This is a genomic window from Pseudoxanthomonas japonensis (genome assembly GCF_043632995.1).
Taxonomy (GTDB): Bacteria; Pseudomonadota; Gammaproteobacteria; order Xanthomonadales; family Xanthomonadaceae; genus Pseudoxanthomonas_A; species Pseudoxanthomonas_A japonensis.
Genome location: NZ_CP171632.1, coordinates 1,415,884 through 1,435,528 on the forward strand (window position 1 = coordinate 1,415,884; position 19,645 = coordinate 1,435,528).

18 protein-coding genes and 1 tRNA gene are annotated in these 19,645 nt (G+C 68.7%); 12 read left to right on the top strand and 7 right to left on the bottom strand.

Annotation, left to right across the window (positions count from 1 at the left end):
- Window positions 1-6: 6 nt before the first annotated feature.
- From ACGHX3_RS06385 to ACGHX3_RS06395, 3 genes are all read right to left on the bottom strand, one after another.
- Window positions 7-1,380: an ATP-binding protein gene (locus ACGHX3_RS06385; RefSeq protein WP_394696785.1), complete on the bottom strand. Its 1,374-nt coding sequence runs from the start codon at window positions 1,378-1,380 to the stop codon at window positions 7-9.
- The gene (locus ACGHX3_RS06390) at window positions 1,377-2,009 is read right to left on the bottom strand and encodes a response regulator transcription factor (protein ID WP_213601864.1); all 633 of its coding nucleotides are present in this window, start codon (window positions 2,007-2,009) and stop codon (window positions 1,377-1,379) included. The genes ACGHX3_RS06385 and ACGHX3_RS06390 overlap by 4 nt, the downstream gene beginning before the upstream one ends.
- A gap of 189 nt (window positions 2,010-2,198) precedes the next feature.
- A tRNA-Glu gene (locus ACGHX3_RS06395) sits at window positions 2,199-2,273 on the bottom strand.
- A gap of 74 nt (window positions 2,274-2,347) precedes the next feature.
- Here ACGHX3_RS06395 and pcnB point away from each other — a divergent pair.
- From pcnB to pgi, 6 genes are all read left to right on the top strand, one after another.
- Window positions 2,348-3,700: a polynucleotide adenylyltransferase PcnB gene (gene pcnB, locus ACGHX3_RS06400; protein ID WP_394696786.1), complete on the top strand. Its 1,353-nt coding sequence runs from the start codon at window positions 2,348-2,350 to the stop codon at window positions 3,698-3,700.
- Window positions 3,700-4,188 carry a 2-amino-4-hydroxy-6-hydroxymethyldihydropteridine diphosphokinase gene (gene folK, locus ACGHX3_RS06405; protein WP_394697253.1) on the top strand — a complete coding sequence of 163 codons (489 nt, stop codon included), beginning with the start codon at window positions 3,700-3,702 and terminating at the stop codon, window positions 4,186-4,188. Before pcnB ends, folK begins: the two co-directional genes overlap by 1 nt.
- A gap of 17 nt (window positions 4,189-4,205) precedes the next feature.
- The gene (panB, locus tag ACGHX3_RS06410) at window positions 4,206-5,018 is read left to right on the top strand and encodes a 3-methyl-2-oxobutanoate hydroxymethyltransferase (RefSeq protein WP_313927422.1); all 813 of its coding nucleotides are present in this window, start codon (window positions 4,206-4,208) and stop codon (window positions 5,016-5,018) included.
- A 36-nt stretch (window positions 5,019-5,054) separates the two neighbouring features.
- On the top strand, window positions 5,055-5,897 hold the full coding sequence (panC, locus tag ACGHX3_RS06415; RefSeq protein ID WP_162336534.1) for a pantoate--beta-alanine ligase: 843 nt from the start codon (window positions 5,055-5,057) through the stop codon (window positions 5,895-5,897).
- 73 nt (window positions 5,898-5,970) lie between these two features.
- Window positions 5,971-6,351, top strand: coding sequence for an aspartate 1-decarboxylase (gene panD, locus ACGHX3_RS06420; protein ID WP_162336535.1), 381 nt, complete (start codon window positions 5,971-5,973; stop codon window positions 6,349-6,351).
- A 1-nt stretch (window position 6,352) separates the two neighbouring features.
- A complete protein-coding gene (pgi, locus tag ACGHX3_RS06425; RefSeq protein ID WP_394696787.1) occupies window positions 6,353-7,864 on the top strand; it encodes a glucose-6-phosphate isomerase in 1,512 nt (503 codons plus the stop codon).
- On the opposite strand, the gene queG is transcribed toward pgi, so the two are convergent.
- Window positions 7,861-9,036: a tRNA epoxyqueuosine(34) reductase QueG gene (gene queG / locus ACGHX3_RS06430; RefSeq protein WP_394696788.1), complete on the bottom strand. Its 1,176-nt coding sequence runs from the start codon at window positions 9,034-9,036 to the stop codon at window positions 7,861-7,863. The two genes, pgi and queG, sit on opposite strands and share 4 nt — an antisense overlap.
- 66 nt (window positions 9,037-9,102) lie before the next feature.
- Here queG and ACGHX3_RS06435 point away from each other — a divergent pair, with 66 nt between their 5' ends.
- The 6 genes from ACGHX3_RS06435 (at window position 9,103) to ACGHX3_RS06460 (ending at window position 16,482) form a co-directional block, all read left to right on the top strand.
- A complete protein-coding gene (locus ACGHX3_RS06435; protein WP_394696789.1) occupies window positions 9,103-10,575 on the top strand; it encodes an NAD(P)H-hydrate dehydratase in 1,473 nt (490 codons plus the stop codon).
- 50 nt (window positions 10,576-10,625) lie between these two features.
- Window positions 10,626-11,108 carry a tRNA (adenosine(37)-N6)-threonylcarbamoyltransferase complex ATPase subunit type 1 TsaE gene (tsaE, locus tag ACGHX3_RS06440; protein WP_394696790.1) on the top strand — a complete coding sequence of 161 codons (483 nt, stop codon included), beginning with the start codon at window positions 10,626-10,628 and terminating at the stop codon, window positions 11,106-11,108.
- A 75-nt stretch (window positions 11,109-11,183) separates the two neighbouring features.
- Window positions 11,184-12,734 carry an N-acetylmuramoyl-L-alanine amidase gene (locus ACGHX3_RS06445; RefSeq protein ID WP_394696791.1) on the top strand — a complete coding sequence of 517 codons (1,551 nt, stop codon included), beginning with the start codon at window positions 11,184-11,186 and terminating at the stop codon, window positions 12,732-12,734.
- A gap of 65 nt (window positions 12,735-12,799) precedes the next feature.
- Window positions 12,800-14,599, top strand: coding sequence for a DNA mismatch repair endonuclease MutL (gene mutL, locus ACGHX3_RS06450; RefSeq protein WP_394696792.1), 1,800 nt, complete (start codon window positions 12,800-12,802; stop codon window positions 14,597-14,599).
- Window position 14,600: 1 nt separating this feature from the next.
- The gene (locus ACGHX3_RS06455; protein WP_394696793.1) at window positions 14,601-15,536 is read left to right on the top strand and encodes a DUF1684 domain-containing protein; all 936 of its coding nucleotides are present in this window, start codon (window positions 14,601-14,603) and stop codon (window positions 15,534-15,536) included.
- A gap of 13 nt (window positions 15,537-15,549) precedes the next feature.
- Window positions 15,550-16,482: a TraB/GumN family protein gene (locus ACGHX3_RS06460; protein WP_394696794.1), complete on the top strand. Its 933-nt coding sequence runs from the start codon at window positions 15,550-15,552 to the stop codon at window positions 16,480-16,482.
- Between the two features lie 37 nt (window positions 16,483-16,519).
- Here the strand turns inward: ACGHX3_RS06460 and rnfB are convergent, their stop codons facing one another.
- The 3 genes from rnfB to ACGHX3_RS06475 all read right to left on the bottom strand — a co-directional run bounded on the left by rnfB (window position 16,520) and on the right by ACGHX3_RS06475 (window position 19,575).
- A complete protein-coding gene (gene rnfB / locus ACGHX3_RS06465) occupies window positions 16,520-16,933 on the bottom strand; it encodes an Rnf electron transport complex subunit RnfB (RefSeq protein ID WP_394696795.1) in 414 nt (137 codons plus the stop codon).
- Window positions 16,934-16,955: 22 nt separating this feature from the next.
- A complete protein-coding gene (gene metG, locus ACGHX3_RS06470) occupies window positions 16,956-19,016 on the bottom strand; it encodes a methionine--tRNA ligase (protein WP_394696796.1) in 2,061 nt (686 codons plus the stop codon).
- Window positions 19,017-19,134: 118 nt separating this feature from the next.
- On the bottom strand, window positions 19,135-19,575 hold the full coding sequence (locus ACGHX3_RS06475) for a DUF2147 domain-containing protein (protein ID WP_313927433.1): 441 nt from the start codon (window positions 19,573-19,575) through the stop codon (window positions 19,135-19,137).
- Window positions 19,576-19,645: the final 70 nt, after the last annotated feature.

The window sequence follows — 19,645 nt, forward strand, 5'->3', positions numbered from 1 at the left end:
CGGGACTCAGGCCTCCGGTGCCGCGCGGAACTCGACGCGGCAGCCGAAGCCACGGCCGGCGATGCCGTCTTCCACGGTGATACGCGCGTCGTGTACGCGGGCGATGCGGTCGACCAGCGACAGGCCGATGCCGCTGCCGCGTTCGCCGTTGCCCTGGCTGCCGCGGAAGAAGCGCTCGAAGATGCGCTCGCGCTCCTCGATTGGCACACCGGGACCGTTGTCGCGCACGACCAGCCAGGCCGTCCCGCCTTCGTCGTCGGCGCCGCAGGCGATCTCGATGCGCGCACCGTCGCCGCTGTAGCGGACCGCATTGTCGAGCAGGTTGCGGACGAGGATGCCAAGGTCGTCCAGATCGCCCTGCACGCTGGCTGGTTCCGCATGCAGCGCGAGCGTCTGCTGGCGGCGGCTCGCCATCGAGTCGAACTCGCGCGCGACCATCGTCATCACATCCGGAAGAGCGACCACCGGACGGTCTTCGCGCAGTGGTGAGGCATCGACGCGAGCGGAATCCAGCAACTGCTGAGCCAGGCGCGAGGTGCGCTGGATGCCGTACGCCAGTTGCGCCAAGGCCGCCTGCGCGTCCTCCTGGCTGCCGGCACGCATGGCCACCTGGGTCTGCGTCAGCAGCGCAGCCAGCGGCGTGCGCAGTTCGTGCGCGGCGTCCGCGAGGAACTGGCGTTCGCCGCGCATCGCGTCGGACAGGCGCTCAAGCAGCAGGTTGAACGAATCCACCAGGGGCCTGATCTCGCGTGGCAGGCCGGAGGCGGGCAGGGGCGCCAGGTCATGCGGTTCGCGCTGCGCCATCTCGCGGCGCAGCCGGTTCATCGGCCGCAGGCTCCAGTGGATCGCCAGGCCCACGAGAGCGCCGAGCATCAGAAGGATGCCGATGCCGCTCCACAGGCTGATCTTCACCCAATGCGCCAGTTCGGCCTTCATCGCCGACTGCGACATGCCGGCCTGCACCTGGATGCGGCCGCTGGCATCGGTGGCGGCATAGACGCGCCACGGTTCACCCGCCACGTCGCTGACCACGAAGCCAGGCTTGAAGTCGGCGCGCAACGGTTGCATCGGGGCGCCGTTCGACGCCACCACGGGCACGCGCCGGCCGAGGATCCAGACCTGGTAACGCAAGGTGTCGAACTTCTTGCTGGCCGTGCGCGGCCGCGTGGGTAGCGTCAGGCGCGGCCCTTCGTCCAGCGAATCGAGGTTGCCTGGCATCGACAGCAGGATCTGTTCGCTGACTTCCTGCAGGAACAGGTCATCGTGGCCCTGCTGCTGCCGCGTCATCTGGAAGTGCTGGCTGGCCAGCCAGCCGCCCCATCCCAGCGCGAGCGGCGCCATCACCGCCAGCAGCAGTTTCGACTTCAGCGAGTGGCTCATTCGCCCTCTCCCAGGCGGTAACCGAAGCCGTGCACCGTGGTGATGACACCGTCGCCCAGCTTCTTGCGCAGCTGATGGATGTACACCGCGATGGTGTTGCTCTCGATCGCGCCGTCGCCGCCGTAGACCAGCGATTCCAGCATGTCGCGCGCGATCACGCGGCCGGGACGTTCCATCAGGGCGAGCAGGGTGCGGTACTCGTGCACCCCCAGGCGCACCGGGCGATCGCCCAGGCGCACCGAGCGGTCGGCGGGATCCAGCACGATGTCGCCATGGCGCAGCACCGGCGCCACGCGGCCCTGCGTGCGGCGGACCACGGCGCGCAGGCGTGCGCCGAGCTCGCCGGCTTCGAAGGGTTTGACGATGTAGTCGTCGGCGCCGGCATCCAGGCCGCGGACGCGGTCGCTGAGCTGGTCGCGCGCGGTGATGATCAGCACCGGGGTGGTGTCGTAACGCTGGCGCAGCGCCAGCAGCACATCCAGCCCGGAGCCGCGTGGCAGGCCGAGGTCCAACAGCACGGCGGTGTAGCCATGGTCGACGAGCGCCAGCCGCGCGGATGCGACGTCCTCGGCGCGGTCGATGGACCAGCCGTCCTGTGCCAACGCGGCGGCCAGCGCGTCGCCCAGCATGCGATCGTCTTCAACCAGGAGCAGGCGCGACACGTGCGGCCCTCGGGTGGATGGGAGCGGCCATGCTAGGCCGGTGCGATTAAACCGTCTTTAATGCGTGCGAGCCCGTGCTCCCAAACACAAAACCCCGCCTGGGCGGGGTTCTGGTGGCTCACCTGCTGCGGATCTCAACCCGCAGCCTCGGCCGGATGGCGCTCCCTAGGGGACTCGAACCCCTGTTTTAGCCTTGAGAGGGCCACGTCCTAACCACTAGACGAAGGGAGCGTTTTTGGTGAAACCGGCGTAGCGGATTAGTATAGGCGGCGCTCAGGCCGAGGGCAATCCACCCCGCCGGCCGCGTGACCCTCCTGCATGGAACTGCCGCTATTACGCCCGCCACCGCTCTGCGAACCATCCCGCGCGACCAGCACACCATCTCGCGCAAGGACATCAGCCCTAACGCGCTGCGCGTGCTCTACCGCCTGCGGGATGCCGGTTTCCAGGCCTACCTGGTCGGTGGCGCGGTGCGCGACCTGCTGGTGGGCGGCCACCCCAAGGATTTCGACGTCGCCACCGATGCCACGCCGGAACAGGTGCGCCAGCAGTTCCGCAACTGCCGCCTGATCGGCCGCCGCTTCCGGCTGGCGCACGTGGTGTTCGGGCGAGAGATCATCGAGGTCGCCACCTTCCGCGCCAACGTCGACGACGGCAGTGGCGACCGCGAGATGGACAACGGCCGGCTCGTCCGCGACAACGTCTATGGCACGGTGGAAGACGACGCGGTGCGGCGCGACTTCACCGCCAACGCGCTCTACTACGCCATCGACGACTTCTCGGTCCGCGACTACGTCGGCGGCTTCGAAGACACGATGGCGCGGCGGCTGAAGCTGATCGGCGATCCCGAGCAGCGTTACCGCGAGGATCCCGTGCGCATGCTGCGCGCCGTGCGCCTGGCCGCCAAGCTGGGCTTCGAGATCGACGCCGACACCGCTGCGCCGATCGCGCCGCTGGCGCCGCTGCTGGCCGAAGCCGCCCCGGCCCGCCTGTTCGAAGAGATCCTGAAGCTGTTCCTGTCCGGGCACGGCGTGGCCAGCTTCGAGGGGCTGGAGCGCTTCGGCCTGCTCAAGGTGCTGTTCCCTGAAACCGCGGCCGCGCTGGCGTCCAATCGCAGCGGTGCGCTGCGGCGCATGGTGCTGGCCGGCCTGAGCGGTACCGACCAGCGCGTCGCCAACGACGAACCTGTCTCGCCGGCCTTCCTGTTCGCGCTGTTGCTGTGGCCGGCGTACTGCCGCGCGCTGATGGGCTTGCAGGCGCAGGGCGTGCAGGCCGAAGAGGCGCAACGTCGCGCCGCCGACCGGGTCACGCTGCACCAGTTGAATACGGTCGCGCTCCCGCGCCGCTTCTCGCTGCCGATGCAGGAGATCTGGTTGCTGCAGACGCGCTTCGGCAATCGGCAGCGCAAGCGCGTGACGCGCCTGCTGACGCATCCGCGCTTCCGTGCTGCGTTCGACTTCCTGGTCCTGCGGCTGGCGGCCTCGCCCGAGCATTCCGAGGACGTCGCGTTCTGGCGCGAAGCGCAGACGCAGTCCGGCGAGGAACTGGCCGCCACGCTCGGCGTCGCGCCGACGGAAGACTTCGCCGACGAAGACGCACCGCCTTCCAAGCGCCGTCGCCGCCGTCGCCGCCGTACCGGCGGCTCGTCGCCGGAATGATGCCGGTCATCCAGGCCTGCATCGGCCTGGGCGCCAACCTCGGCGATGCCGCCGATACGCTGCGCAAGGCAGTCGAAGCGCTGGACCATCGCGAGGGCATCACCGTGCGCGAGGTCTCGCGCTTCTACCGGACGCCGGCCTGGGGCAGGGAAGACCAGCCCGATTTCATCAACGCGGTCGCGCTGCTGGAGACCTCGCTTACGCCGCGCGCGTTGCTGGAACGGTTGCTGGCGGTCGAGACCGAATTCGGCCGGCATCGACCGGACGGCGAGCGCTGGGGCCCGCGCACGCTGGACCTGGATCTGCTGCTGTACGGAGACGCGGTGATCGACGAGCCCGGCCTGCGCGTGCCGCATCCGCACCTCCACGAGCGCGCCTTCGCGCTGGTCCCGCTGCTGGACGTGCTGCCGGAGGCCCGCATTCCTGGCTATGGCGCTGCGCGGGATGCTGTGTCCGTGCTGGAAATGTCCAACATCCGTCCGTTATGAGTGGATAATGCGGCGCTATGAGCACGCACGCCGACAGCAAGCCCTGGACCGTTCCTGCCCTCGCCGACGCCAAGCGCGACGGTCGCAAGCTGGTGATGCTCACGGCCTACGACAACAGTTTCGCCCGCGTGCTGGATGCCAATGGCGTCGACCTGGTGCTGATCGGCGACTCGCTGGGCATGGTGGTGCAGGGGCATGATTCGACGCTGCCGGTGACGGTGGACGACATCGTCTACCACACGCGTGCCGTATCGCGCGGCCTCAACCGGGCGCTGCTGGTGTCTGACCTGCCGTTCCAGTCCGATGCCACGCCCGAGCGCGCGCTCGATGCCGCCATCGCGCTGCTGCAGGCCGGCGCGGAGATGGTCAAGCTGGAAGGCGCCGGCCACAAGCTTGACGTGATCCGCTTCCTGGTCGAGCGCGACATCCCGGTGTGCGCGCACCTGGGCCTGACGCCGCAGTCGGTCCTCAAGTTCGGTGGTTACAAGGTGCAGGGGCGCAATGAAGCCGCTGCCGCTCGCCTGCGTGAAGAGGCCCGCGCGGTCGCTGATGCCGGCGCGCAGTTGCTGGTGCTGGAATGCGTGCCTTCGTCGCTGGCGGCCGCGATCACCGCCGACCTCGCCATCCCCACCATCGGTATCGGCGCCGGGCCGGGCTGCGACGGGCAGGTGCTGGTGCTGCACGATTTCCTCGGCCTGGACACGGGCCACCGGCGGCCGAAGTTCGTCAAGGATTTCCTTGCCGAAGGCGGCTCCGTGGCGGGCGCGGTGCGCGCCTACGCCGACGCGGTGCGCAGCGGGGCCTTCCCCGACGACGCCCACTCCTACTGACTGCGCCGCGCGCACCGATTCGCCACAGGGGCCACGATGATCGAGACCATCACCGAACTTGACGCGCTGCGCGCACGCGTCCGGGAGTGGAGGCAGCAGGGCCTGCGGGTCGGTTTCGTGCCGACGATGGGCAACCTGCACGCCGGTCATTACTCGCTGGTGATGCTGGCGCGGCAGTACGCGGACCGGGTGGTGTCCAGCGTGTTCGTCAATCCGACCCAGTTCGGTCCCAACGAGGACTTCACCCGCTACCCGCGTACGCCGGAAGCGGACATGAGCGGACTCGAAGGCGCGGGCTGCGATGTCCTGTGGCTGCCGACGGTGGAATCCATGTACCCGTTCGGCGTCGAGCTGGCGGCCAACGTGCATGTCCCGGGCGTGAGCAGCGTGCTCGAGGGCGCGCATCGCCCCGGCCATTTCGACGGCGTATGCACCGTGGTCAGCCGCCTGTTCAACCAGGTGCAGCCGGATGTGGCGGCGTTCGGCAAGAAGGATTACCAGCAACTCGCGGTGATCCGCCAACTGGTCACCGACCTGGCGTTCCCCATCCAGATCCTTGCCGGCAGCATCGTGCGCGAGCCCGATGGCCTGGCGATGAGTTCGCGCAACCAGTACCTGTCGGCAGACGAGCGCCCGCGTGCCGCGGAGATCCGAAAGACCCTGATCGCAATGCGCGAAAACCTGGTGGCCGGCACGCCGCGCGCACAGGTGGAGATCGAGGCTGGACGACAGCTCGCCGCGATTGGTTATGAAGTGGACTACACGGTGATCCGTCGTCCCGACCTCAGCGAACCGCAGGATGGCGAGCAAGGCGCGCGCGTCGCACTGGTCGCCGCGAAGCTGGGCCGCACGCGGCTGATCGACAATCTGGAGTTCTGAGCGGCCAGTCGCACGCGGTACAAGGCCGGCATGAGGGGATAAACTCCGCGCTCCCGTTCTTCTCCCCGCCGACATGCACCTCAGCCTGCTCAAGACCAAGATCCACCGCGCGACCGTCACCCATTCCGAGCTGAACTACGAAGGCTCGATCGCCATCGACGGCCTGCTGCTGGACGCCACCGGCATCCGCGAGTTCGAACAGGTGCACATCTGGGACGTCACCAACGGCGCCCGCTTCTCCACCTACGCGATCCGCGCCGACGAAGGCAGCGGCATCATTTCGCTCAACGGCGGCGCCGCGCGCCACGTGCAGGTGGGCGACCTGATCATCATCGCCGCGTTCGCCTCGATGAGCGAACAGGAAGCCGATGCGTTCCAGCCCACGCTCGTCTACGTGGATGGCCAGAACCGCATCACCCACACCAACCGCAGCATCCCCAAGCAGGCGGCCTGACATGAGCCAGGGTTTCGACGCAGTGCAGTCCCACGCCGCGCGCCTGCGTGCGGTTCCGTTGAGCACGCTGCTGACGCGCGGGCCGGATCGCGTCGCCGCCCATACGCTGCGCAGCGGTCCGCTGTACTTCAACTTTGCGCGGCAGTCGTACGACGCGCCGGCCTGGCAGGCACTGCTTGCGCAAGCGGAGTCCGCCGACCTGGCCGGTGCCTTCCGCCGCCTGTTCGATGGCGAGAAGGTCAACGTCACCGAGGGTCGGGCGGCATTGCATACCGCGCTCCGTGGACAGCATTCGGAGGCCGTCGTGGCGCGCGAAGCCTTCGCCACCGCGGCCGACGTTCGCCAGCGCATGGCGGCGCTGATCGCGCAGCTGGAAGACAGCGACGTCACCGACATCGTCAGTGTCGGCATCGGCGGTTCGGATCTCGGGCCGCGGCTGGTCGCGGACGCGCTGCGCGATCCGCTGCCGGGTCGCTTCCGCGTGCACTTCCTGTCCAACGTCGATGGCGCGGCGGCACAGCGCACGCTGGCGCCGCTCGACCCCGCGCGCACGGCGGCGGTGCTGATCTCGAAGACCTTTGGCACGCAGGAAACGCTGCTCAACGGCGGCATCCTGCGCGACTGGCTGGGTGGCAGCGAGCGCCTTTACGCCGTCAGCGCCAATCCCGAGCGCGCCGCCGCCGCCTTCGACATCGCGGCCGAGCGCGTGCTGCCGATGTGGGACTGGGTCGGTGGCCGTTACTCGCTGTGGTCGGCGGTCGGTCTGCCGATCGCGCTGGCGATCGGTTTCGACCGCTTCGAACAGTTGCTGGACGGTGCATCGGCGTTCGATGCCCATGTCATCGGCACGCCGCTGGCGGACAACATCGCCGTGCGCCATGCGCTGACGGCGGTGTGGAACCGGAATGTCCTCGGCCATGCCGCGCACGGCGTGATGACCTACGATCAGCGCCTCGCGCTGCTGCCGGCCTACCTGCAGCAGCTGGTGATGGAGAGCCTGGGCAAGTCCGTAAAGCTGGATGGCAGCCCGGTCGGCGTCGACACCGTCCCGGTCTGGTGGGGCGGTGCGGGCACCGACGTGCAACACAGCTTCTTCCAGGCACTGCACCAGGGCACGCAGATCGTGCCGCTGGATTTCGTCGGCACCGTCCGCAACGACGATCCCTACGCCGAGAACCACCTCGCCCTGATGTCCAACCTGCTGGCGCAGAGCGAAGCCCTGGCGAACGGACAGACCAGCGATGACCCGCACCGCAGTTACGCCGGTGGCCGGCCCAGCACGATGATCCTGCTGGATGCGCTGACGCCGCAGTCGCTCGGTGGCCTGATCGCGATGTACGAACACAGCGTCTACGCGCAGTCGGTGCTGTGGGGCATCAATGCCTTCGACCAGTTCGGCGTCGAACTGGGCAAGCAGCTCGCCAACGGCCTGCTGCCTGCATTGAAGGGGCAGGGTGAAGCGCAGGATCCGGTGACGCGCGCGCTGCTGGCGGAGCTGAAAGCACGCGGCTAGTCGCCGCTGCCACAACGAGCGCTCCGGGATCTTGTGGGAGCGACGTGAGTCGCGAGCTTGTGGTCGGCGCGCTTCGCGACTTGCGTCGCTCCCGCCGTCAGGCGGTGGCGCGCTAACGCCCAGGCCACGTGCTCACGTACGAGGGGTGATGGATCTTCGCGCCGGCTGGCCAGCGCGGCCAGCACGTCAGGTGTAGTGGGCGCATTGCCCAGCGCCACCGCGATGTTGCGCAGCCAGCGTTCGTGGCCGCTGCGGCGGATCGCCGAACCTTCGGTGCGGCGCAGGAATTCCGCCTCGTCCCATGCGAACAGCTGCGGCAACGTCGCCACGTCAAGCTCGTTGCGTGCGCGGAAATCCGGTTCGTCCGTGCGCTTGGCGAACTTGTTCCAGGGACACACGAGCTGGCAGTCGTCGCAGCCGAAGATGCGGTTGCCGATCGCCGGGCGCAGCTCTTCCGGAATCGCGCCATCGTGTTCGATGGTCAGGTAGGAGATGCAGCGGCGCGCATCGAGCCGGTACGGTGCGGTGATCGCCTGCGTCGGGCAGACGTCGATGCAGCGCGTGCAGGTGCCGCAGTGCGCGCTGGCCGGCGTGTCGACGGGCAGCGGCAGGTCGACGTAGATTTCGCCGAGGAAGAACCAGGAGCCGCCGTCCTTGTCGATCAGGCAGGTGTGCTTGCCGATCCAGCCCAGCCCGGCGTTGCGCGCCAGCGCGCGCTCCAGCACCGGCGCCGAATCCACGAAGACGCGATGGCCGAATGCCCCGACTTCCTGCTGCAGGCATTCGGCCAGCTTCTGCAGCCGGTTGCGCATCAGCTTGTGGTAATCGCGGCCCAGCGCGTAGCGCGCCACGTAGGCACGCTCGCCATCGCGCAGTGTGTCCCACGCGTCGTCGCTGTCGTTGCGGCCGTAGTCCAGTCCCACCGAGATGACCCGCAGCGTACCGGGGATCAGTTCCTGCGGACGTGACCGCTTGTCGCCATGCTGGGCCATCCATTCCATCGAGCCGTACAGGCCTTCCGCCAGCCAGTCGCGGAGATGGCGCTCGTCGTCGCCCAGTTCGATGCCGGCGATGCCGCAGCGCTGGAAACCGAACTCGCGCGCCAGCGTCCGCACGCGGTGGGCGAGTGCGGCGGGATCGGGTGGAGTCGTGGTGGAACCGACGGATGGCATGTGTGGATTATAGGAGGCCGGCCGGATTCACTTCCCCGCAACCCGGGGCAGACCTAGAATTCCGCCATGTCCGGCACCTGGCCCCTGTATTCCACGCACGCCGCGCGGGCACTGGATGCGCGCGCCACGCAGGTCCTCGGCGGTGATCCGTATGTGCTGATGCAGCGCGCCGGGCTGGCCGCCTGGCAGCACCTGCTGCTGCATTGGCCCGAGGCGCAGCGCATCGCCGTGGTATGCGGACCCGGCAGCAACGGCGGCGATGGCTACGTGCTGGCGCGGCACGCACATCGTGCGGGGCGCCGCGTCGACGTTGTCCATCTGCCGGCGCACGTTCCCGGCAACCCGGTCGCGCAACGCGCCTGCACCGACTACGTCGCAGGGGGCGGCCAGGTCACGCTGTTCAACGACGCGTTGCCGAAGGCGGACGTGGTGGTGGATGCGCTGTTCGGCATCGGGCTGTCGCGCGCGCCGGAGCGCGAGGTGCAGGCGCTGATCGAGGCGATCAATGCGCAGGCGGCACCGGTATTCGCGCTCGACGTACCGAGCGGCGTGGATGCGGACAAGGGATGTGCCCCGGGCGCCGCGGTACTGGCGACGCGTACGCTGCAGTTCATCGTGCGGCACGCCGGCCTGTATACCGGCGATGCGCTGGAATACACCGGCGAGCTTGCGCTGGAAGAACTCGACGTTCCTGCCGCCGCCTTCGACAGCGTGCAGATGGAGGCTGCGCTGCTGGGTCATGACGCACTCGCGCGCTGGCTGCTGCCGCGCCGTCGCAACACGCACAAGGGCGAATCCGGTCATGTGCTCTGCATCGGTGGCGACGAGGGCAGTGGCGGCGCGATCGCGCTGTGCGCCGAAGCCGCATTGCGCGCCGGCGCGGGTCTGGTGAGCGTGGCCACGCGTCCGGTCAATGTCGCGCCGCTGCTGGCACGCAGGCCGGAAGCGATGGTGCGCGCCGTGGAATCGACGGATGATCTTGCGCCATTGATAGCGCGCGCGCGCGTGATCGCCGTCGGTCCCGGACTGGGGCAGGGCGAGTGGAGTAGCGCCCTTTTCCTGCATGCCGTGCGCAGTGCAAAGCCGCTGCTGCTCGATGCGGATGCGCTCAATCTGATCGCCAGTTCGCCGTTTCCGTTGGACGACGCGATCCTGACGCCGCATCCGGGCGAAGCGGCGCGTCTGCTGGAGTGCACCAGCGCCGACGTGCAGCGGGATCGTTTCGCCGCCGCCCACGCGATCGCACAGCGCCACGGCTGCGTGGTCGTGCTGAAGGGCGCGGGCACGGTCGTGGCGGCGCCTGGCGAGACCCCGCGCGTGATCGACGCCGGCAATCCCGGCATGGCGGTGGGCGGCATGGGCGATGTGCTGACCGGCGTCATCGCTGCGCTACGCGCACAGGGTCTTTCCGCGTTCGATGCCGCCAGCGCGGGCGCACTGCTGCACGCAGTGGCCGGCGATGCCGCGGCCTGGGACGGTCAGCGCGGCCTGCTGCCGTCCGACCTGTTCGCGCACCTGCGGCGATTGTCCAATCCATGATCGGCGCATGCCTGCATGGCGGATGCTGCGCGAGCGCTTAGAATCGCCGCATGCACGTGTTCCTTCCCGACAACGACGCCACCGAAGCGCTGGGCCAGGCGCTCGCACGCACGCGACCTGCGGCCGCCGTCGTGCACCTGCAGGGTGACCTTGGTGCAGGCAAGTCCACGCTGGCGCGCGCGCTGTTGCGGACGCTTGGTGTGGCGGGTGCCATCCGCAGTCCCACCTACACGCTGGTCGAGCGCTACCCGGTCGAGGGGGGAGAGGCTTGGCATTTGGACCTGTACCGCATCGGCGACGCCGGTGAACTCGAATTCCTCGGCCTGGACGAGGGTGCCGCCGTCCTGTGGCTAGTCGAATGGCCCGAGCGTGGCGCCGCTGCGCTGCCTGCCCCCGACCTGCACGTGGCGTTGGCGGTCGAAGGGACGGGCCGCTCGGCGTCGCTGAGCGGCGCCTCGGCCGTTGGCGAGCAGTGGCTTGGACGGCTGGCTGCCGAACGGCAGTTGCAGGCACCATCTCTCCAGGTCGGTTAGGAACATCCGGCAGGTCACGGATTATTAAGGGAAAACGCCTTGCATTCGTGGGCGGATGATGCTTGAATCCGCCGCATGAGCCCGGGGATGCCCACCACCGCTACGCTGCGTCTCGCCCTTGCGGCGGTGCTGGCCGTGGTGCCGTGCACGCTGCTGGCCGGCGAAGTCACCGGCGTCACGGTTGCCCAGGGCAGCACCGGCACGCGGGCGGAAATCCAGATCGCCGGCGCCGGGCAGTACAAGACCCTCGCCCTGAAAGGTCCTGACCGTCTGGTCGTCGACCTGCCAGCCTCGACGGCGAAAGCCGGCCTGCGGCTGCCGGCTCCGGCCGGCGTCGTGCGAGCCGTGCGTACCGGCCAGCCGGATGCGAACACGCTGCGTGTCGTCTTCGACCTCGCGTCGCCGGTCACCGCGCTCAAGCCGCGGATGGAGCAGGAAGGCGCCAATGCGCGGCTGGTGATCGAATGGCCGGGCGATGGCGCGACGGTGCCCGCCACGTCCGTCGCCACCACCACGCCTGCTGCGCCTGCAACCGCGACGCCCTCGACGCCCTCGACGTCGCCACAGGCGGATGCCGCCCGCGCGACCGCCCTGCTGACCGCGCAGGTGGTCCAGGCGGGTGCGGCCCCGGAATCGAACGTGCCCACCGCCTTGGCGGCCGCAGGCCCTTCGCCGCAGGCGATCCTCAACGGGCAGTCGTCAGCCGCTGTCCCGTCCGCCACGACGGAGCGTCCGGCGTACACGATCGCCACCGGCCAACCGTCGGTGCCTCCCACGGCGACCACCACCGTCGAGCAGCCTGCAGCGGTGCCTGCGGGTGAGCAGGAAAGGCCTGCCGTGGCGATGGCGAAGGGGATGCGTCCCCTGGTCGTGGCGATCGATCCCGGCCACGGCGGGCAGGATCCCGGCGCGGTAGGACCCAACGGCACCCACGAGAAACACGTGGTGCTGCAGATCGCGCGCGAACTGGCGCGTCAGATCAACGCCACGCCAGGGTTGAAGGCGTTCCTCACGCGCGACACGGATGTGTTCATCCCGCTGCCGCAGCGCGCCCGGTTGGCACGTGCCGCGCGCGCCGACATCTTCGTCTCGCTGCATGCCGATGCCGCCGAGAACCGGGCCGCACGCGGGTCGTCCGTTTATGTCCTTTCCCTGAAGGGCGCGTCTTCGCAGCGTGCCCGCTGGTTGGCGGACAAGGAAAACTCCTCCGACCTGATCGGCGGCGTGGCGTTGCAGAAGGTCGACAACACGCTGTCGTCGATCCTGCTCGACCTCGCCCAGAGCGGCCACATGCGCGCATCGGAGAACGCCGCCGACCACGTGCTGGCGGGCCTGAAGCGCATCGGCAACAACCACAAGCCGAACATCGAGCGCGCCAACTTCGCCGTGCTGCGCACGTCCGACATGCCCGCGATGCTGGTGGAAACCGCCTTCATCTCCAATCCGGACGAAGAGCGTCGCCTGAAGGATCCGGCCTACCAGCGCCAGATCGCCTCGGCCGTCCTCGATGGCGTGCAGACGTATTTCACCCGCCAGCCGCCGCCGGGCACGCTGTTCGCCGCCCGTGCGCAGGCCGAGGCCGACGCACGTACCGTCGCGGCAGGCGGCGCCGCCGGCGCGCCCTGAGTCCGCGCCCGCTCGGCTATCATCACGGCTGATTCCCCGAGACGGCGCCACCGCGCCGCCAGCACGTGCCGATCCGCCAGCTTCCCGACACCCTCATCAACCAGATCGCCGCCGGCGAAGTCGTCGAACGGCCCGCGTCCGTGGTCAAGGAACTGGTCGAAAACGCCCTGGATGCCGGCGCGCGCCGCGTCGACATCGATCTGGAAGAGGGCGGCGTCCGCCTGATCCGCATCCGCGACGACGGCGGCGGCATCGCACCGGAAGAACTGCCGCTGGCGGTGTCGCGCCACGCCACCAGCAAGATCGCCTCGCTCGACGACCTGGAAGCGGTCGCCACGCTCGGCTTCCGCGGCGAAGCACTGCCGTCGATCGCCTCGGTCAGCCGCTTCGCACTGACCTCGCGCCGCGCGCAGGACGAACACGGCGCGTCGCTTCAGGTCGAAGGCGGCAAGGTCGGCGAGGTGGCGCCCAAGCCGCACGCGGTCGGCACCACCGTGGAAGTACGCGAGCTGTTCTACAACGTGCCGGCGCGGCGCAAGTTCCTGCGCGCAGAGCGCACGGAGATGGGCCACATCGAAGAGTGGCTCCGTTCGCTGGCGCTGGCGCGTCCCGACATCGAATTGCGCGTCTCGCACAACGGTCGGCCGTCACGGCGGTACAAGGCGGACGAGCTGGAATCGCTCGCCCGCCTCAGCGAAACGCTGGGCGACGACTTCTCACGCAGCGCGCTGCGCGTGGATCACGCCGCCGCCGGCCTGCGCCTGCACGGCTGGATCGCGCAGCCCAGCTATTCGCGCGCGAGCGCCGACCAGCAGTACGTCTACGTCAACGGGCGTTCGGTGCGCGACCGCAACATCGCCCACGCGGTGAAGATGGCGTACCAGGATGTGCTGTTCCATGGCCGCCAGCCGGCGTACGTGCTGTTCCTCGAACTCGATCCCACCCGCGTCGACGTCAATGTGCATCCGGCCAAGCACGAAGTCCGGTTCCGCGATACGCGGCTGATCCACGACTTCGTCTATCGCACGCTGCACGAAGCGCTGGCGGAAACGCGTGCGGGTGCGACGCCGCAGGACGTCGCGCCGTCGCCGTTCGCTGCGCGGCCTGCATCCGTGCCGTCCGCCTGGATGCCCACCCAGCAGTCGCCGCTGGGGCTCAACGTGGCGGAAGCGCCGGCGGCGTATGCCGCGTTGTATGCGGCGCCGGCGGTGGATGCGATGCAGGCCGGCATGATGCCGCCGGCATCCGTGCAGGCAATGCCGGCCACCGATGCCGACGGCATTCCGCCGCTCGGTTTCGCCATTGCGCAGCTGCACGGCATCTACATCCTGGCGGAGAACGCCGACGGCCTGATCGTGGTCGACATGCATGCGGCCCATGAGCGCATCGGCTACGAGAAGCTGAAAGGCGCACATGACAGCATCGGCCTGCGCTCGCAGCCGCTACTGGTGCCGATGGCGCTGGCGGTCGCCGAACGCGAGGCGGACGTGGCCGAGCGCGAAGCCGCCACGCTGGCGACGCTCGGCTTCGACATCACCCGCAGCGGCCCGCAATCGTTGAACGTGCGCAGCATTCCCGCCCTGTTGTCGAATGCCGAACCCGAGGCGCTGCTGCGCGACGTGCTGGCCGACCTGCGCGAGCACGGCGAAAGCCGGCGTGTCGCGGCGGCGCGCGACGAACTGCTGGCGACGATGGCCTGCCACGGTGCCGTGCGCGCCAACCGTCGCCTCACACTGCCCGAGATGAACGCCCTGCTGCGTGAGATGGAAGCCACCGAGCGCTCGGGGCAATGCAATCACGGCCGCCCGACCTGGGCGCGCTTTTCCTTGAACGAGATCGATCGCTGGTTCCTGCGAGGACGCTGACATGGGGAAAAACACGGGATGGCTGGGGATGGCCGTGCTGGTGGGAGTGCTGGCCGGCTGCGGCGGCGAGGACAAGGTCGCGACCACCGGCAAGGTGGCCGACGCCCGATTCCTGGCCGACAACGCGGCCTGGCGCGAGCAGCGCAGGAACGAATTGATCGCCCCCGACGGTTGGACCAGCCTGGTCGGCCTGCACTGGATCGAGCTGAAATCGCACTTCATCGGCAGCGGGCCGGGCAGCGGCATCAAGCTTGCCGTCGGTCCGGCCAGGCTGGGCATGGTCACGCAGCAGGACAAGCGCGTGTTCCTCACGCCCGAGGGTGGCACCACGCTGACCTACAACGGCGAACCGATGAAGGGGCGCGTTGAACTTGAAAGCGACCGCGATCCCAATCCATCCACGGTCGGTTTCGACGACGGCAAAGGCCTGCTGACGGTGATCGAGCGCGGTGGCCGCCACGCGTTGCGCGTGAAGCATGCCGATGCCGAGTCGCGTACGCAGTTCGTCGGGCTCGATTACTGGCCCGCGCAGGAGGACTGGCGTATCGAAGGGCGCTTCATTCCCCATCCGCCCGGCAAGACGCTCACCATCGTCGACGTGATCGGCGTGGCCAACGAGTCGCCGAACCCGGGCGTGGTCGAGTTCGAACGCGACGGCACGACCTTCCGCCTGGAGGCGCTGGGCCAGGTCGGCGGGCCGCTGTTCTTCGTGCTGGCGGACCGCACCAGTGGGCATGGAAGTTACCCGGCCGGTCGCTTCCTGGATGCCGACGCGCCACAGGCGGGCAAGGTGGTGCTGGATTTCAACCGCGCCTACAACCCGCCCTGCGCCTTCACGCCGTACGCGACCTGTCCGTTGCCACCGGCGGAGAATCGCCTGGACCTGCGGGTCGAGGCCGGCGAGAAGACCTACGCGAAACCCATCAAAGTGCTCTGAAGGAAATCTCGCGATGCTGCTGCGCCGTTCGCTGAAAGCCCTCGTCGTCACCGCGCTGCTCGGCAGCGCATCCGTGCTCGCGGATGCGCCGCAGGAGACCGGAGCACCGGTGCCGCTGTTGTGGAAGGTGTCGGACAAGGACAACGCCGTTTACCTGCTGGGCTCGTTCCATCTGCTGCGTCCGAGCGACTATCCGCTGTCCGGTGATGTCGATGCCGCCTTCGACGACGCCGAGCGCGTGCTGTTCGAACTGTCGCCGGAGGAAATGCGCTCGCCGGCCGCTTCGCAGCTGATGATGCAGGTCGCGATGCGCGTCGACGGCAAGACGCTGCAGCAGGACCTGGATGCCGCCACCTGGACGCGGCTGGAGGCGTGGGCGGGCAAGAACAATCTGCCGCTCGCTTCGTTCAACGGTTTCGAACCGTGGTTCGTCGGCCTGACGATCAGCATCGTCGAGATGACCAAGCAGGGTCTGGACCCGAAACTGGGCCTGGACAATCACTTCATGGACAAGGCGCTGGCGGCCGGCAAGCCCGCCAGCGGGCTGGAGCGCATGGAGGAGCAGATCGGCGTGCTGGACGGCATGGACGCGAGCGAGCAGCGCCAGTTCGTGGCCGAAGCCCTGGAGCAGGCCGACAAGGGGTCGGCAGAGACCCAGCGCCTGCACGACGCCTGGCGCCGTGGAGACGCGGAAACCTTGTGGAACGGCATGGCGTCCGACATGCGCGAGCAGTATCCGCGCCTGTACCGGCGCATCAACGTGGACCGCAACGACGCGTGGGTACCGAAGATCCGGCAACTCCTCGATCAGCCGGGCGACGACGATGCGCTGGTCGTGGTCGGTGCATTGCACCTGCTGGGTGAGGATGGCGTGGTAGAGAAGTTGCGCGACCAGGGCTACAAGGTCGAACGCGTCTGTTCCGCCTGCGCGGCGGGTGGGCGTTGACGGCAGCTGATCCGGCGTGACGCCGGCACCAGACGCGTCACGCGCGGGGCGGTTCCATCACGATGCAGTCCACGGGGCAGGCGGGCACGCACAGTTCGCAGCCCGTGCAGAGCGGGTCGATCACCACGTGCATGTGTTTTGCACCGCCGATGATCGCGTCCACCGGACACGCCTGGATGCACTTGGTGCAGCCGATGCAGTCGGCTTCGACGACCACCGCGACGATCGCGGGCTTGTGGGTGCCGCGCGCCCGGTCGTAGGGCAGCGACGGTACCTCCAGCACGCGGGCGAGCGCCCGCGCACCTGCATCGCCACCGGGCGGGCAATGATCCACGCCGACGTCGCCGCGTGCCATCGCCTGCGCGTACGGCAGGCAGCCGTCGAAGCCGCACTGGCCGCATTGGGTCTGCGGCAACAGGCGGTCGAGGCGTTCGACGAGATCGGCGTTCATCGCCGTGGCGTGGCTGGCCGCCTCAACGCACCGGCATGCCGGGCAGGGCGCCGGCATCGGCGTCCAGCAGCGCCAGCGCGCCGCCGTCGAAGCCGGCCGACAGGATCATGCCTTCGCTCAGACCGAAGCGCATCTTGCGCGGCGCGAGGTTGGCGATGAACACCACGTTGCGGCCGACCAGCTTGTCCGGCTCGCCGTAGCTGGCGCGGATGCCGGAGAAGATCTGGCGTTGGCCCAGGTCGCCGGCGTCCAGCAGGAAGCGCAGCAGCTTGTCGGAACCATCCACGAAGCCGCACTCCAGCACCTTGCCGATGCGCAGGTCGAGCTTGGAAAAATCCTCGATGCCGATGGTGCCCGTCGCGTCCTTCGATTCCGCAGGCACGGAGGGCTTGGCTTCCGTCTTCTTCTCGGGGGCGGCGGGCGTCGGAGCGGCGAGGGTGTCCTTGGAAGCGTCGGTCATGGCGTCGATCAGTTTCGGGTCGATACGGGTGAAGAGGGCGGCATACGGCTGGATGGTGTGTGCCTGGAGCGGCGCCGCTACATCGGCCCAGGTCTCGACCGGCGCGCTGAGGAAGGCCTCCGCCTCAGCGGCCGTGCGCGGGAGCACCGGCTTCAGCGCGGCGGCCAGGACGCGGAACAGGTTCAGCCCCTGCGTGCAGACCGACTGCAGTTCGGCGTCCGCGCCTTCCTGCTTGGCGATCACCCACGGCTTCGTCTCGTCGATGTACTTGTTGGCCTCGTCGGCCAACGCCATCGTCAGCCGCAGGGCGGTGGCCGGTTCATTGCGCTCGTAGGCGTCGGCGATCGGGCCGAGCGCGTCGGCGAAGCGCTGGTACATGGCCGGATCGGGCAGGGCATCGGCGAGTCGGCCACCGAAACGCTTGTCGATGAAGCCCGCGCAGCGGCTGGCCAGGTTGACGAACTTGCCGACCAGGTCCGCGTTGACGCGCGCGACGAAGTCGCCGAGGTTTAGGTCGAGGTCGTCGACGCCGCCCGACGACTTGGCCGCGTAGTAATAGCGCAGCGCTTCCGGTTCCAGGCCCACGTCCAGGTAGGTGCGCGCCATGATGAAGGTGCCGCGCGACTTCGACATCTTGGCGCCGTCCACGGTCAGATAGCCGTTGACGTGTAGCCGCGTCGGCGCGCGATGGCCGGTGCCATGCAGCACCGCCGGCCAGAACAGGCCGTGGAAGTTGACGATGTCCTTGCCGATGAAGTGGTGTAGCTCCACGTCGGTGCCGGCCTGCAGGTGCGGGGCGAAGTCGAGGCCGCGCTCGGCGCACAGGTTGCGGAAGCTGCTCAGGTAGCCGATCGGCGCATCCAGCCACACGTAGAAGTACTTGCCGGGCGCGCCGGGGATCTCGAAGCCGAAATACGGCGCATCGCGCGAGATGTCCCACGCGCGCAGGCCGCCCTCGGCATCCAGCCATTCGCGCAGCTTGGCCTTGACGCCCGGCAGGGCGACGTCGCCGGCCAGCCATTCGCGCAGGAAGGCATCGAAGCGGCCGACTTCGAAGAAGTAATGCTCCGAATCGCGGATCTCCGGCGTGCTGCCGGACAGGATCGACTTCGGTTCCTTCAGGTCCGTCGGCGCGTACGTGGCACCGCAGACCTCGCAGTTGTCGCCGTACTGGTCGGCGGAGCCGCAGTTCGGGCAGATGCCCTTGATGTAGCGGTCGGGCAGGAACATGCCCTTGGCGGGGTCATAGAACTGCGCGACGGTGCGTCGGCTGATGTGTCCACCCGCGTCCAGGCGCTGGTAGAACTGCTCGGTCAGCTCGCGGTTGGCGGCGGAATTGGTCGAGTCGTAATGGTCGAAGGCCACGCCGAACGCGGCGAAGTCGCGCTCGTGGCTGGCCTGGATGCCGGCGATGAAGGCCTCGGGCGTGACGCCGGCCTTCTCGGCCGCCAGCATGATCGGCGTGCCGTGGGTGTCATCGGCGCAGACGAAGTGGACCGTGTCGCCCCGCATCCGGCGTGCCCGTACCCAGATGTCGCCCTGGATGTAGCCCACCAGGTGACCCAGATGCAGCGGGCCGTTGGCGTAGGGCAGGGCGTTGGTGACGAGTGCGGTGCGGCTCATGACGGACTTCGCGACGGGGGGCGGCGATTATCGCATGCCCGGATGGAGGCCCTTCCGGTGGCCCAAACGCAACAGGCCCGGCAATGCCGGGCCTGCGATGTCGCGGATTCGCACGAGGTTACTGGCGGATCCAGGTCTGCGACTTGCAGATGAAGGCGATGCAGCCGGACACCTCCAGCTTCTTGCCGCCCTCGATCAGTTCCATCTTCGACTTGTAGATCTTTCCCTCGTCCGGCTTGAGGATGGTGCCACCCGCGTACTCGCCACCGCCCTCGGCCTTCATGCCGCGGATGATCTCCATGCCGGTGATCGGCTTGTTCTTGCGATCGTCCTTGCACTTGTCGCAGGTCGGGTTGGGCTTGCTCGGGTTGATCAACTCGACGATGCGGCCGGTGATCGTGCCGTTGGCCGCCTGGGTGATCTCGACGAAGGACTTCGGCTTGCCGGTATCGCTGTCGATGGTCTTCCAGCGGCCGACCACCGGATCGGCGGCCGACGCCACCAGCGACAGGGCCATCAGCGGAGCAGCCAGCAGTACGGCCATCAGGGTCTTGCGCATGTTCCCCTCCCAGGGATGTAGGTCGGCCCCACCGCTACGGCCGGCGGGTTGGCGTCTTTATACCGCATCC